The organism is Streptomyces sp. NPDC058401, assembly GCF_042722885.1.
In the GTDB taxonomy this organism is placed as follows: Bacteria; Actinomycetota; Actinomycetes; order Streptomycetales; family Streptomycetaceae; genus Streptomyces.
The window spans coordinates 29686-43193 of sequence record NZ_JBHXKA010000065.1; the positions used below are offsets into that span (position 1 = coordinate 29686).

At 73.5% G+C, this 13508-nt stretch carries 14 protein-coding genes; 5 read left to right on the forward strand and 9 right to left on the reverse strand.

What is annotated here, in order from left to right; all coding sequences use genetic code 11:
* Positions 1 to 188 precede the first annotated feature (188 nt).
* Entirely contained in the window at positions 189 to 1049 is an 861-nt protein-coding gene (locus ACFWNV_RS23395) for an esterase/lipase family protein (protein WP_383950297.1), read from the forward strand.
* A 41-nt stretch (positions 1050 to 1090) separates the two neighbouring features.
* Here ACFWNV_RS23395 and ACFWNV_RS23400 read toward each other — a convergent pair whose 3' ends face one another.
* The 3 genes from ACFWNV_RS23400 to ACFWNV_RS23410 all read right to left on the reverse strand — a co-directional run bounded on the left by ACFWNV_RS23400 (position 1091) and on the right by ACFWNV_RS23410 (position 3823).
* Positions 1091 to 2125, reverse strand: coding sequence for a lytic polysaccharide monooxygenase (locus tag ACFWNV_RS23400; protein ID WP_383950299.1), 1035 nt, complete (start codon positions 2123 to 2125; stop codon positions 1091 to 1093).
* A gap of 248 nt (positions 2126 to 2373) precedes the next feature.
* Positions 2374 to 2856 carry a DUF402 domain-containing protein gene (locus tag ACFWNV_RS23405; protein ID WP_383950302.1) on the reverse strand — a complete coding sequence of 161 codons (483 nt, stop codon included), beginning with the start codon at positions 2854 to 2856 and terminating at the stop codon, positions 2374 to 2376.
* A gap of 34 nt (positions 2857 to 2890) precedes the next feature.
* On the reverse strand, positions 2891 to 3823 hold the full coding sequence (locus ACFWNV_RS23410) for a GNAT family N-acetyltransferase (protein ID WP_383950305.1): 933 nt from the start codon (positions 3821 to 3823) through the stop codon (positions 2891 to 2893).
* Between the two features lie 72 nt (positions 3824 to 3895).
* On the opposite strand from ACFWNV_RS23410, the gene ACFWNV_RS23415 reads away from it, so the two are divergent.
* A complete protein-coding gene (locus ACFWNV_RS23415) occupies positions 3896 to 4288 on the forward strand; it encodes a GntR family transcriptional regulator (protein WP_383950308.1) in 393 nt (130 codons plus the stop codon).
* A gap of 85 nt (positions 4289 to 4373) precedes the next feature.
* Here ACFWNV_RS23415 and ACFWNV_RS23420 read toward each other — a convergent pair whose 3' ends face one another.
* Both ACFWNV_RS23420 and ACFWNV_RS23425 read right to left on the reverse strand, forming a co-directional pair.
* Complete coding sequence (locus tag ACFWNV_RS23420; RefSeq protein ID WP_383950311.1) at positions 4374 to 4916, reverse strand: FABP family protein; 543 nt, start codon at positions 4914 to 4916, stop codon at positions 4374 to 4376.
* 117 nt (positions 4917 to 5033) lie between these two features.
* Positions 5034 to 6134, reverse strand: a complete 1101-nt coding sequence (locus ACFWNV_RS23425) for a DUF5925 domain-containing protein (protein WP_383950313.1) — start codon at positions 6132 to 6134, stop codon at positions 5034 to 5036.
* 217 nt (positions 6135 to 6351) lie between these two features.
* Here ACFWNV_RS23425 and ACFWNV_RS23430 point away from each other — a divergent pair, with 217 nt between their 5' ends.
* Complete coding sequence (locus ACFWNV_RS23430; RefSeq protein WP_383950339.1) at positions 6352 to 7152, forward strand: SGNH/GDSL hydrolase family protein; 801 nt, start codon at positions 6352 to 6354, stop codon at positions 7150 to 7152.
* A gap of 64 nt (positions 7153 to 7216) precedes the next feature.
* On the opposite strand, the gene ACFWNV_RS23435 is transcribed toward ACFWNV_RS23430, so the two are convergent.
* Positions 7217 to 8917 carry a serine/threonine-protein kinase gene (locus tag ACFWNV_RS23435; protein WP_383950316.1) on the reverse strand — a complete coding sequence of 567 codons (1701 nt, stop codon included), beginning with the start codon at positions 8915 to 8917 and terminating at the stop codon, positions 7217 to 7219.
* Positions 8918 to 9204: 287 nt separating this feature from the next.
* On the opposite strand from ACFWNV_RS23435, the gene ACFWNV_RS23440 reads away from it, so the two are divergent.
* Positions 9205 to 9474 carry a hypothetical protein gene (locus ACFWNV_RS23440; protein ID WP_267760327.1) on the forward strand — a complete coding sequence of 90 codons (270 nt, stop codon included), beginning with the start codon at positions 9205 to 9207 and terminating at the stop codon, positions 9472 to 9474.
* Between the two features lie 90 nt (positions 9475 to 9564).
* Here ACFWNV_RS23440 and ACFWNV_RS23445 read toward each other — a convergent pair whose 3' ends face one another.
* From ACFWNV_RS23445 to ACFWNV_RS23455, 3 genes are read right to left on the reverse strand one after another with little or no spacing between them, the layout of a single operon-like run.
* On the reverse strand, positions 9565 to 10761 hold the full coding sequence (locus tag ACFWNV_RS23445; protein WP_383950319.1) for a CaiB/BaiF CoA transferase family protein: 1197 nt from the start codon (positions 10759 to 10761) through the stop codon (positions 9565 to 9567).
* A gap of 31 nt (positions 10762 to 10792) precedes the next feature.
* Positions 10793 to 11581 (reverse strand): ABC transporter permease, encoded by a 789-nt coding sequence (locus ACFWNV_RS23450; RefSeq protein ID WP_383950322.1) that lies wholly within the window; start codon positions 11579 to 11581, stop codon positions 10793 to 10795.
* Positions 11578 to 12546: an ATP-binding cassette domain-containing protein gene (locus tag ACFWNV_RS23455; RefSeq protein WP_383950325.1), complete on the reverse strand. Its 969-nt coding sequence runs from the start codon at positions 12544 to 12546 to the stop codon at positions 11578 to 11580. Before ACFWNV_RS23455 ends, ACFWNV_RS23450 begins: the two co-directional genes overlap by 4 nt.
* Positions 12547 to 12616: 70 nt before the next feature.
* On the opposite strand from ACFWNV_RS23455, the gene ACFWNV_RS23460 reads away from it, so the two are divergent.
* Positions 12617 to 13342: a TetR/AcrR family transcriptional regulator gene (locus ACFWNV_RS23460; protein ID WP_383950328.1), complete on the forward strand. Its 726-nt coding sequence runs from the start codon at positions 12617 to 12619 to the stop codon at positions 13340 to 13342.
* The last annotated feature ends 166 nt before the right edge of the window (positions 13343 to 13508 follow it).

The following is a 13508-nucleotide window of genomic DNA, read 5'->3' on the forward strand; positions in this document are numbered from 1 at the left end:
ACGGCCGTCGGGGTGGGCCGTCAGGACGCACCGCGGATTTTTTACCGACGCGTAACTTCCCAGTTTTGCTACTCGCCCGTAATTTAGCGGCTGCAGCACCCCCTTGTGATCCGGATCACGGGACGTACCCCCACGAACTTCCCGCGCCATCCCTCGTTACTCCCCTTGAGCCGCAAGGAGATCACACGATGCTGCCCTGGAGACGCCTGCTCCGCCCGCTGGCCGTCCTCGCCCTGACCGCCGCCGCACTCGTCGCACCCACCGGAGCCGCCCAGGCCGCTTCGGCGCCGAGCAGCGGCTGGAACAACTGGTCCTGCAAACCGTCCGCCGCCCACCCCCGGCCCGTCGTGCTGGTCCACGGAACCTTCGGGAACTCCGTCGACAACTGGCTCGGCTTCGCCCCGTACCTCGTACAGCGGGGCTACTGCGTCTACTCCCTCGACTACGGGCAGCTGCCCGGGGTCCCCTTCTTCAACGGGCTCGGCCCCATCGAGCAGTCCGCCGGGCAGCTCGACGTCTTCGTGGACAGGGTGCTCGCCTCCACCGGAGCCGCGAAGACCGACGTCGTCGGCCACTCCCAGGGCGGCATGATGCCGCGCTACTACCTGAAGTTCCTCGGCGGCGCCGCCAAGGTCAACGCCCTCGTCGGACTCGCCCCCGACAACCACGGGACGACCCTGCTCGGCCTCACCAAGCTGCTGCCGTACTTCCCCGGGGCCGGGGACCTGATCAGCGAGGCCACCCCGGGCCTCGCCGACCAGATCGCCGGATCGCCCTTCCAGAACAAGCTGAACGCGGGCGGGGACACCGTCCCCGGAGTCGCGTACACGGTGATCGCCACCCGGTACGACGAGGTGGTCACCCCGTACCGGAGCCAGTTCCTCAGCGGTTCCAACGTCCGCAACGTGCTGCTCCAGGACCTGTGCGCGGTGGACCTCTCGGAGCACGTGGCCATCGGGCTCACCGACCGGATCGCCTGGCACGAGGCGGCCAACGCCCTCGACCCGGCGCACGCCGAACGCACCACCTGCGCGTCGGTCTTCTCCTGACGGCGGCGGCGGGCGGCCCAGGCGGGCCGCCCGTTCCGTCATCAGCGGCCGTGGCGGCCCGGGGTCGCACGGCGCCGGGCCAGCCCGAACAGCACGGCCGCGCCGACGGCCAGCACACCGGCTCCGCCGATCGCGATCACCGGGGTGGCGGCGCTGCCGCCCGTCTCGGCGAGGTGGGTCCCGCTCTGCGAGGGGATCGGCGAGGGGGCGGCGCCGCCGTTCGTCTTCGGGTCGTTGTCCCCGTGGCCGCCGTGCTCCACCGTGGACTTCGAGGCGCCCTGCGAGATCTGCTCGTCGGTGGGCGCCGAGGGGACCTCCGCGGGGAGCGTGGACGGCTGCCCCGAGGGCACGGAAGTCGGCTTCGTGCTCGGCTTCGAGGTCGGCCTGGCCGTGGGCTTGGCGGTGGGCTTGCCGCCGCCCCCGCCCGTGCCGCCCCCGCCGTTGTCCTTGCCGAAGACCACGTCCGAGCAGCTGTAGAAGGCCTCCGGGCTGTCCGAGCGCTGCCAGACGCTGTAGATCAGGTGCCGGCCGCTCTTGTTCGGGACGGTGCCCGAGAAGACGTAGTCGCCGTTCTGCATCCCCGGGTCGGTGACCTTCACGAAGGGCGCCGGCTCCAGGTCGGACCACTTCAGCGGCTTCGACGGGTCGTAGCCGTCCTTCGTGACGTACAGCTCGAAGGAGCCCTTGTGCGGGGCGGTCCCCTTGTAGCGGAAGGTGTGCGCGCCCGCGGCCATCGGGCCGGCCGGCCAGTCGGCGCGCGCCAGGTCCAGCCCCCTGTACTTGTCGTTGCCCGCCGAGCACAGCTGTCCGTCCGGGATCAGGGCCTTGCTCTGACCGGCCGCGTTGGCGATGTTCACCGCGTTCCAGTCGTAGAAGGCCTGCGCCCCGCTCGCCGCGACCGCCGCCTTGCAGGCCGCCGACTTCGGGGACTCCGGGCCCTCCGCGTAGCACGCCGCCACCCGGCTGACCGGGTCCGTCATCGAACCGTGGGCGGCCGCCGGGGCGACGGCGTACGCGGCCACCGCGAGCGGGGCGAGTCCGGCTGCGATGCGGGCGGCGGTACGGCGTGCGGGCATGGTGGATCTCCTCTGGGCACGGCACAGGGCTGCGCGAGTCGTGGGTGCGCCGGAAGGCCGGGGCTGTGCGGCGCCGCCCCTCACGGGTTCGCGGCGCCGCCACCGGCCCTCCCTGGCCCAGCCAAGCTAACCGCCCGGAAGCCGGGTTCCACGGGGTTCGGGCCCCTGGAGCCGATCCTTAGGGCGCACTTAAGGAGCCACTAAGCGGGCGCACAGAAAGCGGCCCGAAAGCCCTGTGGGGCCCCGGTTCAGGTGAGGAGCGCCGTCAGCCCGGCCGCCGAGCGGGCCTGCGCCTCCAGGGCGTCGAGGGCCCGTACCGCCTGCGCGGCCGCCTCGGGATCGGCAGCGGCGAGCCCGCTCGCGGCGAACTCGTCCTCGTCCAGACGCAGTACGGAGCCTCCGTCTGCGGACACCCACAGGTCGAGGTCCAGGTCCTCCACCAGGATCACCCCGTCCGCCACCGAGGCCGGCCGGGTCATGTCGCAGTACCAGCCCTTGAGGACGCCCCCGCCCGTCCGCACCTCCTTGACCGCGTACCAGCGGTCGCGCCAGAAGTGCTCGGTGAACACGTCGCCCGGCTCGAAGCGGACGAAGCCGAAGTCGCGTACGCCGGGGGCCGCCCAGGGGGCCCGTACGGTGATCCGGGTGCCGGTGTCGGCGACCAGCTCGGCCGGGTAACGGATCTTCGTACGGCCCGCCTTGGTGAGGGTGACGGTCAGCCGGCCGGTCATCGCGGTGTCTCCTGCATCGTGGTGTCTCCCGTTCTCACAGCTGCTTGGTGAAGCGCGTCTCCGTGGCGCAGACCTCGTACCCGAACCGGGCGTTGACGGCGAGCATCGGAGCGTTGCCGGTGTCGTTGCCGGTGAACGCCTCGGTGCAGCCGGCCGCGCGGGCCCGCAGCAGCGAGTCGGTCTTGGCCAGCCGGGCCAGTCCCCGGCCGCGGAACGGGCGCAGGGTGGCGGTCATGGCGGAGGAGTACCGCCCGGCCCCGTCGGTGTGGGCGGCGGTGAAGCCGGCCACCTCGCCGTCCACCAGGACCACGGTGGTGAGCTCCCGGTCGAGGTACGGGTGCTCCCAGGTGTTCCGCAGCCAGTCCTCGTAGTCGTCGAACTCCACCGCGACATCGCCCGGTTCGTCCAGGGTCCCCGCCGCGTCGGCCTCGAAGAGCGGGCGCGGATCGGCGGCGAAGGCCGAGCCGGGGCGCAGTTCGACCCCGTCCGGCAGCTTCCCGGGAAGCGCCGGCGGGCCGGCCGCGGCGAGGTCGAGGCGCAGGAAGTGGGCGGAGCGGGAGGCCCGGTAGCCGTGGCGTTCGGCGAAGGCGCGGTGCGGGGGCTCGTCGAGGACCCAGGCGTACGAGGCCTTCGCGCGCGCGGCCGCCAGGTGCTCCTCGGCCGCGCCGAGCAGGGCGGTTCCGGCACCGAGGCCGCGGTGGGCGGGGTCGACGTAGGCGTTGACGAAGCCCTGGCCGGGCTCGGGGCTGTCGTACACGATCCCGACCTGGGCGGTGCCGACGACCAGGCCTTCGGCGTTCTCCGCGACGAGGAGGCGGTAGTGCTTGTCGGGGTGGGCGGAGGCCAGTTCGAAGGCCACCCCGGCGGCGGTACTGATCATGAAGGGGAGGGCGGCGCGGCGCACCCGTACGACGGACTCGGCGTCGGGCAGGTCGTTCGGACGCAGATCCCGGATGGTTGTGGTCACCTGGGCGACGGTAGGGGCGGAAGGGGTCCCCGCGCCTGCGAATTTCCCGGCGGATGGGGGACAATCGCCCGCGTGACCTCGACTTCTCCGCACCTGAAGATCCGCATCGACGGCGCGGCGGGCGCCGCCGCCCCCTACGAGCAGCTGCGCGCTCAGATCGCCGCCGGTGCGCGGGCGGGCCGGCTGCCCGCCGGGTTCAAACTGCCGACGGTCCGCGGGCTCGCGGAGGACCTGGGGCTGGCGGCGAACACGGTCGCGAAGGCGTACCGGGCGCTGGAGTCGGACGGCGTGATCGAGACGCGCGGCCGGGCGGGCAGCTTCGTGGCGGCGTCCGGCGACGGTCCCGCCCGGGAGGCGGCCACCGCCGCGCAGGCCTACGCGGAGCGGGCGCGGCGGCTGGGCCTGACCTTCGACGAGGCGACCGCGGCGGCGCTGGACGCACTGCGCGCGCGGTACGCGGACTGACAGCCGGACGGGGCTGACAGGCCGGGCGGACGGGCCCCGACGGGCCGGGCGGCCCGAGTGGCCGGACGGGCCGGACCGGCCGGGCTCAGTCCTTGCGGGGGAACAGCCGGGCCTGGAGGTGGTGCTGCATGGGCTGGCCCACCGCGGCCATCTCCTGCACGATCGTCAGCCCGCCGTCCTGGAGCGCGTACCGGCGGCGCATGCCGGTGACCTCCTTGGCCCGCGGGGTCAGCCCCACCGTGTCGGTGGCCATCTCGATCTCCGTACCGGAGACCTGGCCGACGTACGTCTCGACGATGCCCGTCGGGTGGGCGAGCGTGACCTCGACCGAGGCGTCGGGGAGGATGCGCCACCAGCCGGTCTCGCGGCCCGCGGGGCGAACGGCGGTGCCGGACTCGTCGATCAGCCACGCGCGGGACTCGTAGACGAGGAAGGGCCGGCCGTCGTGGCTGAAGCTGATCTCCTGCTCGTACCGGAACCCGTGCTCCAGGGTCGGGTACTCGCCGCTGCCCCGGCCGTGCCAGCGCCCGATGAGGCCGAGCACCGGCTGGAGCTGCGGGTGCGGCTCGGGGCCCTCGCCGAGGACGTGGCTGTCGGGGAAGGGATTCTCCTGCGCCGGTTCGAGCACGGTGCGTTCTCCTGTTCGTGGGTCCCCCGGAGGTGCGGACGGCCGGTGGGGGCCTTCGGCCGCGCCCCCATTGTCCCCGCCGTACGCGCGCCTGCCCACGCCGTGCGCGCGCCGCGCCTACAGGTACATGCCCGCTTCCGTGTCCTGGCCCTGCGGCGGCAGCAGGGCGGCGGTCCCGGACCCGCCGCGGCGCAGGGCGTAGAGCTCCGCCAGCGTCGCGCCCTCGCGGGAGATGCCCTCGTCGGTGCCGAGCCAGTCCACCGCCTCGCGGTGCGTCAGCCGGCCGATCTCGATGCGGGCGAGGCACCGCCCCGGCCGGACCACCGCCGGGTGGAGCCGCTCCAGGTCCTCGTTGGTCGTGACGCCGACCAGGACGTTGCGGCCCTGGCCGAGGAGCCCGTCCGTGAGGTTCAGCAGCCGTGACAGCGCCTGCCCGGCGGTGTGCCGGGCCTCGCCGCGGATCAACTCGTCGCAGTCCTCGAGCAGCAGCAGCCGCCAGCGGCTCTTCGCCGTGCCCTCGTCCTCGCCGATCGCGATGTCCATCAGGTAGCCGATGTCGTTGAACAGCCGCTCCGGGTCCAGTACGCAGTCCACCTGGCACCAGTCCCGCCAGGACCGGGCGAGCGTGCGCAGGGCGGAGGTCTTCCCGGTGCCCGGAGGGCCGTGCAGCAGGAGCAGCCGGCCTGCGATGTCGTCGGGGGTGACCTTCATCAGCCGGTCCATGGCCCCGGCCACCGGAGCCGTGTAGTTGGGCCGCACCTCGTCCCAGGTGCCCGCCGCGATCTGCCGGGTGGTGCGGTAGGGGCCGCGGCGCGGGGAGACGTACCAGAACCCCATCGCCACGTTCTCGGGCTGCGGTTCGGGCTCGTCCTGCACGCCCTCCGTGGCCTCGCCGAGCACCCCGGCGGCGAGTTCCTCGCTGACCGCCGTCACCGTGACGTCCGCGCCCCGGCTCCAGCGGGAGACGAGCATGGTCCAGCCCTCGCCCTCGGCGAGCGTCGCGCTGCGGTCGCTGTCGCGGGCCGAGCGCAACACCGTGGCCCCGGGCGGCAGCAGGGTCGCACCCGGCTTGACCCGGTCGATCGACACGCTGTGCGAGTGCGGCTGCTCGCCGGACGCGAAGCGGCCGAGGAACAGCGCGTCGACGACGTCCGACGGGGAGTCGCTGTCGTCGACGTTGAGCCGGATCGGCAGCGCGTCCTGAGGGTTGGCTGGCATGGCGCCCATGATCCGGCACGAACTGGCCTGATGCACCCGTGTTTCGCTGGATCGGGTGGCGCGATCGCCTCTTCAAACGCCGTGCGGGTGAAGATTCGCGCCGCATGTCCACCCCGAACATTCTTGGCATGGACACTTCCAGCGAACCTCGGTTCCTTGTACCACGGACTCAGGAGTAACTCCGGAGTAACCCCCACAAGGAGCCGCACACATGAGCATGAGAATGCCTCGTTTCGCCGCCTTGGCCTCTGCCCTGTTACTCGCCGCGGGCGCAGCCCTCCTCGGAGCCGGTCAGGCCACCGCCGCCGCCGACTTCGGCTACGTCGCCCTCGGTGACTCCTACTCCTCCGGCGTCGGCGCCGGCAACTACGACAGTGCCAGCGGGAACTGCAAGCGCACCACCCGCGCCTACCCGGCCCTCTGGGCCGCCGCACACGCCCCCCAGACCTTCTCCTTCGCCGCCTGCTCGGGTGCCCGTACGGGTGATGTGATGAGCGGCCAGCTCACCCCGCTGAACGCCGGCACCGACCTCGTCAGCATCACCATCGGCGGCAACGACGCCGGATTCTCCGACGTGATGACCACCTGCGTGCTCCAGTCCGAAGCCACCTGCGTCAGCCGGGTCAATCAGGCCAAGGCGTACGTGGACTCCACCCTCCCCGGCCAGCTCGACCAGGTCTACAACGCCATCCACAGCCGGTCCCCGTCGGCCCGCGTGGTCGTCCTCGGCTATCCCCGCTTCTACAAGCTGAACGGCAACTGCGTGGCCGGGCTGTCGGAGGGCGAGCGCACCGCCATCAACGGCGCCTCCGACTACCTCAACGCCGCCATCGCCAAGCGCGCCGCCAACCACGGCTTCGCCTTCGCCTCCGTCGCCGGCTCCTTCACCGGGCACGAGATCTGCTCCGGCAGCGAGTGGCTGCACAGCCTCAACTGGCTGAACATCGGCGAGTCCTACCACCCGACCGCCGCCGGACAGTCCGGCGGCTACCTGCCCGTCTTCACCAGCGCGGCCTGACGGGTCACGGGCCGGCCGTTCACGGACCGGCCCTTCACGGACCGGCCCTTCACGGACCGGCCCTTTACGGACTGACCGTCGGACCCGGGTTCGCGGACGGGGAGGCGGTCGGTCCGGCCGTACCAGGGGAGGAGGCCCCGGCCGTCGGGGTCTCCTCCTCGCACGTCACCGAGAACTCCAGCCAGTCCGAGGCCGCTTCCGACGGGGCCCGGACCTCCAGCCGCACCGCGTCCTCGAAGGTCGCGTCCGGATAGTGCGTCAGCTCCGTGTGCTCCAGCCGTACGCTCCCCGGCCCGCCCGCCGGGTAGGCGAGGGTCTGCCAGCCCGGTCCCGAGGTCTGCCCGCTGCGCGTGGCCCACCGGTACTCCACCGTCGCCGGGGTCCGGTCCACCGCCACGGTGGCGGTGAAGGCGGGTGCCTCGGCGGCGGGCGCCGGACACGGGCCGCGATAGGCGTCCCGGACGGCCTGTACGGCGGACAGGGCGATGCCGGGCGCCGTGGCCGAAGGAGAAGGGGAGGGGGAAGGGGAGGGCGAGGGCGAGACGGACGCGCTCGGCGACGGGCTGGGGGAGGGCGGAGCGCTCTGGGTGACGGTCGGGCCGGTGGTCGGCCCGTCACCGCCGTCCCCGCCGGTGTCGCGGTCCTTCAGCAGCAGCCATCCCAGCAGGGCCACCACCACGATCATCACCGCGATCCCGCCGCCCAGCACCAGCCCGGCCCCGTTCCCGCCGTTCCCCTCGTTCCCGCCGTTCCCGGCGCTCTCCCGGGAAAGCGCCGGGAACGGCCCGGTCCCGTGCTGCGGCAGCGGCGGGGTGGGGCGGCCGTACCGGTGCTGCACCGCTGCGGTCGGGTCCTCGGACCCCGGCGCCGGTGCGGAACCCGACACCGGCCCGCCGGAGGCCCGTACGGTCCCGCCCGCGCCGACGATGCGCAGCATCCGGGAGGCCTCGGCCGCGGACAGCCGCTCCCCGGGGTCCTTGACCAGCAGCCCCTCCAGGACGGGCGTCAGCGGTCCGGCCCGCCGCGGCGGCGGGAACTCCTCGTCCACGACCGCCCGCAGCGTGGCCACCGGGGACTCCCGGTGGAAGGGCGAGACCCCCTCCACGGCCAGGTACAGCATCACGCCGAGCGCCCACAGGTCCGACGCGGGACCGGGCTCGCGGCCCAACGCCCGCTCGGGCGGCAGGAATTCGGGGGACCCGACCACCTCGCCCGTCATGGTGATGGCGCTGGAGCCCTCCAGGCTCGCGATCCCGAAGTCGCCGAGCACCACCCGGCCGTCGTTGGCGATCAGCACGTTGCCCGGTTTGACGTCCCGGTGCAGCACCCCCGCCTCGTGCGCGGAGCGCAGCGCGGCCAGGACCTGTTCGCCGATGTGCGCGGTCCGCTGCGGGGTGAGCGGCCCGTCGCCCTCCAGGACCTCCGCGAGCGAGAGTCCCCGTACGATCTCCATCACGATCCAGGGCCGGCCGTCCTCGGTGGCCACGTCGTAGACGGTGACCACGCCCCGGTGCGAGACGCGGGCCGCGGCCCAGGCCTCCCGCTCCAGGCGCCGGTACATCCGGGCCACCTCGGCCTCGTCCATCCCGGCCGGGGCGCGCACTTCCTTGATGGCGACCTCGCGCCCCAGGACCTCGTCCCGGGCCCGCCACACGATGCCCATCCCGCCGCGGCCGAGCGGACCCAGCAGGCGGTAGCGTCCCGAGATGACGCGGTCGCCGGCGCCGTCCCCGCCCGATGCGGACTCAGTCACCGAAAGCCTCATTCACGCGCGCCCCCAAGAGCGTTACCGGACGATCACTCCAAGTTAGCGCAGAGCGCGCGCCGTGGCTCCGGTCGCGACAGGAGTCACGCAGTCGGCGCCGATCCGGTTCCATGTCCACCGAACCCCACCGGATTTCGCGGAGAGTGACGATCGACTCCGCTGAGTAATCGTCAACTCCCGCTCGCCACACGGGCAATTCACACCACCGGGATACCCGTGCGCGACGTGGGGACGATAGGGTTACCCTGCCCGGTGGGCCGGGTGCCCTCATACGGGTGGGGAGAGACATGGAACAGATAGCAATGCGCAGCAGGCCGCCTCGCGTGCCTGCCATCACCTGCGGCAGTGGTGCGACCAGTTCGCGCCTCGACCGTCACCTCGCGGTGCTGGGCGGTCCCGCCCTTCCGCACCGCGAGACCGCCGAGGCGACGCTGCTGATGCGCGAGCTCACCTCGCGCGATCACACGCACCGGCTGCGGAGCCGGAGCGCGCGGGTATCGCTCTTCGCGCCGCTGCGGAGGCTGCGGCGGACCCTCTTCGGCAGCCGCCGTTCGTAGCCGTCCGCTCTCCGGGGCCTTCGCGTCCCCGGCCGCACTGCCGCCGTTCGGTCCCGGCCCGAACCACCCGGCCCGATCAACCCTGCCCAGTCAGCGAACCACGCCGTCCCGGCGCAGTGCCGCGATCTGTTCGCCCGTCATCCCCAGGGCGTCCAGCAGGACTTCGGTGTGCTCGCCGAGCGCGGGCACCGCACCCATGTGCGGTGCCGCGCCGCCGGGCAGCCCGATCGGCGGCAGCAGGGCCCGCAACGGGCCCGCGGGCGAGCCCACTTCCCGCCAGCGGTCCCGGGCCTCCAGCTGCGGGTGCGCGGCGAGCTGCGCCACCGAGTTCAGCCGCGCGCAGGCGATGCCCGCGGCCTCCAGCCGCCCGATGGCCGCGTCCGCGCCCAGCCGGCCCAGCGCTTCGGCGACCACCGCATCGGTCTTCACCCGGTTCGCGGTGCGCGCGGAGTTCGTCGCGAACCCCGGATCCTCGGCCAACTCAGGCCGCTCCAGCACCTGTTCGGCAAGGCGCCGCCATTCCCGGTCGTTCTGCACCGACAGCAGCACCCGGTCCCCGTCCGCCGTCGCATAGGCGTCGTAGGGCGCGATCACTGCGTGGGCGAGGCCCGTCCGCACCGGCTGTTCCCCGCCGTGCATGGTGTGGTGCAGCGGATGCCCCATCCACTCGGCCAGCGCGTCCAGCATGGACACCTCCACCCTGCCCCCGCGCCCGGTGGTCCCGCGCCGCAGCAGGGCGGCGAGCACGCCCGAGAAGGCGTACATGGCGGCCGCGATGTCCGCCGCCGGGATCCCCGCCTTGACCGGCTGCTCCGGGGTGCCGGTCACCGAGACCAGGCCGGCCTCGCACTGGACGAGCATGTCGTAGGCCCGCTTGTGGGCGTACGGGCCTTCGGGTCCGTAGCCCGAGACGTCCACGGCGACCAGCCGGGGGTAGCGGGCGCACAGCGCGGCCGAGTCGAGACCGAGCCGGGCGGCGGCCCCCTGGGCGAGGTTCTGCACGAACACGTCGGCCCCGTCGAGCAGCCGGTGCAGGACCTCACGCCCGCGCGGGTCCTTGAGGTCGAGCGCGATCGACTCCTTCCCCCGGTTGGCCCACACGAAGTGCGAGGCGAGACCGTGCGCGGCGGTGTCGTACCCGCGGGCGAAGTCCCCGCCGTCGGGCCGCTCCACCTTGATCACCCGGGCGCCGAGGTCGGCGAGCTGACGGGTGGCGAAGGGTGCGGAGACGGCCTGTTCGACGGAGACGACGGTGATGCCGTCGAGGGGAAGGGGCTCGATAGTCATGGGCCCTGCCTACCGGGTGCGGCCCGGTCTGTCACCCCTGGCCGCGCGCGAACCGGCGCGTGGCGGCGGGCACGAACAGGGCCAGCAGCACCAGCGACCACAGCAGCGCCCCGGCGACCGGGTGCGCCACCGGCCAGGCGGCGCCGGCCGCGGCCTCGCCGCCGGCATTTCCGCACAGCGAGCGCACGGCGGTGGCGACCGCGCTGATCGGGTTCCACTCGGCGACCGTGCGCAGCCACCCGGGCAGCCCGGCCGTCGGCAGGTACGCGCTGGAGAGCAGCGGCAGGATGAAGGTGGCGCTGCCGAGCTGCCCCGCGGCCTCCTCGCTCTTGCTCAGCAGGCCGAGGTAGGTGCCCATCCACGCGGTGGCGAAGCGGAACAGCAGCAGGATGCCGAGGGCTCCGAGCGCCCCCGGGAGCCCGTTCTCCGTCCGCCAGCCCATGGCCAGCCCCACCAGCATCAGCGGCACCATCGACACGCCGGTGGTCAGCAGGTCCGCGGCCGTCTGTCCGAGCGGCACCGCGCTGCGGCTCATCGGCAGGGTCCGGAAGCGGTCCATCACCCCGCGGTGCGCGTCCTGGGCTGCGGTGAACATGCCGGTCATCAGGCCGTTCGCGGCGGTGGCGGCGAGCAGCCCCGGAACCAGGAACTGCCGGTACTCGGAGCCCGGCATGGCGAGCGCGCTGCCGAAGACGTAGCCGAAGAACAGCAGCATGGTGATCGGCATGGTCTGGGTGAGGATCAGCAGGGCCGGGGCGTGCCGGGCCTTTTGGAGCTGGCGGGTGAAGACGGCGCCGCCGTCGGTCAGCAGGGTGCTCATGCTGCGTTCTCCTTCAGCTCGGGGGCGGGGCGGGGTCCGGTGAGGCGCAGGAACACCTCGTCGAGGCTGGGCGGGCGCAGGCTCGCGTCGGTGACGGCGATGCCGGCCGCGTCGAGCGCCCGCACGATCCGCGGCAGGGTGAGCCCGGAGTCGAGCACGGTCGCACCGACGGTGAGCCGCTCCCGGTCCAGGACGGGCAGCCCGCCGGTCAGCCGGTCGAGCACGGCGGCGGCGCCCGCGAGGGCCTCGGCGGCGTCGACGGACACCTCGGCGTAGGCGCCGATCAGGGCCTTGAGCTCGGCCGGGGTGCCGGTGGCGGCCGCCCGGCCGTGGTCCACGACCACGATGTCGTCGGCGAGCCGGTCGGCCTCCTCCAGGTACTGGGTGGTGAGCAGCACGGTGGTGCCCTCCCGCGCGAGGTCCCGTACGGCCGTCCAGATCTGCTCGCGGGCCGCCGGGTCGAGACCGGTCGTGGGCTCGTCGAGGAACAGCACGCGGGGCCGGGTGACCAGCCCGGCGGCCAGGTCGAGCCGCCTGCGCATGCCGCCCGACCAGGTGCCGGCCACCCGGTCGGCGGCCTCGGTGAGGCCGAATTCCTCGAGCAGCTCGCCGGCGCGGTCCCGGGCGGCCCGGCCGCGCAGTCCGGCGAGGCGGGCGAAGAGGCGGAGGTTCTCGGCTCCGGTCAGGTCGCCGTCGACGGAGGCGTACTGGCCGGTGGCCCCGATGGCGCGGCGGACGGCCGCCGGGTCCCGGGTGACGTCGTGGCCCGCGACGAGGGCGCGGCCGGCGGTGGGTTCGGTGAGGGTGGTGAGGATGCGGACGGCGGTGGTCTTGCCCGCGCCGTTGGGGCCGAGGAGCCCGCAGACGGTGCCCTCCGGGACGGCGAGGTCGAGGCCGCGCAGGGCGTGGACCTCACCGTAGCTCTTCTCCAGACCCTCACTAAGTACGGCGTACGTAGTAGTCATGTGCTGCACCCTACATGACTACGTACGCTGTACGTAACTACGATGGTGAGGATGGACGAGGTGATGAGCGATGACACCCAGCGGCCGCTCCGCTGAACCCGAAGTGATCTGGGCCCGCCCGCCGCGGGCCGGCCGCGGCCCCCGGCCCGCGCACAGCCGCGACTCGATCGCCGCCGAGGCGGTGCGGATCGCCGACGAGGAGGGGATCGACGCCGTCTCCATGCGGCGCGTGGCAGCCGGGATCGGGGCCGGGACCATGTCCCTCTACAACTACGTGCCGCGCAAGGAGGACCTGTACGAGCTGATGGTCGACGCGGTCAGCGGGGAGTACGACCTCGTGCCGCCGACCGGCGACTGGCGGGCCGACCAGCTCGCACTGGCCCGCCAGACCCGGGCCGTCATGCACCGCCACCCCTGGCTGCCCCGACTGCTGAGCCCGGCCCACGGATTCGGCCCGAACGCCCTGCGGTACCTGGAACACAGCCTGGCCTGCCTGGTCCCGCTCGACGCCCCGGGCGGCGAGAAACTGGAACTGATCGCCGCGGTCAACGGCACGGTCGCGGCCTTCGTCTCGGGCGAACTGGCCCTGGCCGAACGGGCCCGCCAGCTCCCCTGGGACGAAGCCGCCGAACAAGGCGTACGCGCGGCCTGGCTGGGCTCCCGCCTGGCGACGGGCGACTACCCCCTCCTGGCGGGCGTCCTCGCCACGGCCCAGGGCATCCCGGGCGAACTCCCGGACCCGGCGGCGGTCTTCGACCGGTCGATGGTGCGGCTACTGGGAGCTTGGGGGGTCTGACGGGGCGTGCTCGGCCGCCCGGACCTCTCCAGCCGGGGTCGCGAAAGTCCAGCCCCGCTATCGCTCGGGCTGCGCAAATCCAGCCTCGCCGGCGTTTGAGGCGCGGGGTCTGGGGCGGAGCCCCAGGGGGTCCGGGCGCCGCCCGGTACCCCGCTAGCAGCCCGTC

What these genes read in the sequence shown, in the direction of transcription:
- ACFWNV_RS23395 (WP_383950297.1), top strand. Translation starts at nt 189, where the DNA reads ATGCTGCCCTGGAGACGCCTGCTCCGCCCGCTGGCCGTCCTCGCCCTG.
- ACFWNV_RS23400 (WP_383950299.1), bottom strand. Translation starts at nt 2,125, where the DNA reads ATGCCCGCACGCCGTACCGCCGCCCGCATCGCAGCCGGACTCGCCCCG.
- ACFWNV_RS23405 (WP_383950302.1), bottom strand. Translation starts at nt 2,856, where the DNA reads ATGACCGGCCGGCTGACCGTCACCCTCACCAAGGCGGGCCGTACGAAG.
- ACFWNV_RS23425 (WP_383950313.1), bottom strand. Translation starts at nt 6,134, where the DNA reads ATGCCAGCCAACCCTCAGGACGCGCTGCCGATCCGGCTCAACGTCGAC.
- ACFWNV_RS23430 (WP_383950339.1), top strand. Translation starts at nt 6,352, where the DNA reads ATGAGAATGCCTCGTTTCGCCGCCTTGGCCTCTGCCCTGTTACTCGCC.
- ACFWNV_RS23435 (WP_383950316.1), bottom strand. Translation starts at nt 8,917, where the DNA reads ATGAGGCTTTCGGTGACTGAGTCCGCATCGGGCGGGGACGGCGCCGGC.
- ACFWNV_RS23440 (WP_267760327.1), top strand. Translation starts at nt 9,205, where the DNA reads ATGGAACAGATAGCAATGCGCAGCAGGCCGCCTCGCGTGCCTGCCATC.
- ACFWNV_RS23445 (WP_383950319.1), bottom strand. Translation starts at nt 10,761, where the DNA reads ATGACTATCGAGCCCCTTCCCCTCGACGGCATCACCGTCGTCTCCGTC.
- ACFWNV_RS23450 (WP_383950322.1), bottom strand. Translation starts at nt 11,581, where the DNA reads ATGAGCACCCTGCTGACCGACGGCGGCGCCGTCTTCACCCGCCAGCTC.
- ACFWNV_RS23455 (WP_383950325.1), bottom strand. Translation starts at nt 12,546, where the DNA reads ATGACTACTACGTACGCCGTACTTAGTGAGGGTCTGGAGAAGAGCTAC.
- ACFWNV_RS23460 (WP_383950328.1), top strand. Translation starts at nt 12,617, where the DNA reads ATGACACCCAGCGGCCGCTCCGCTGAACCCGAAGTGATCTGGGCCCGC.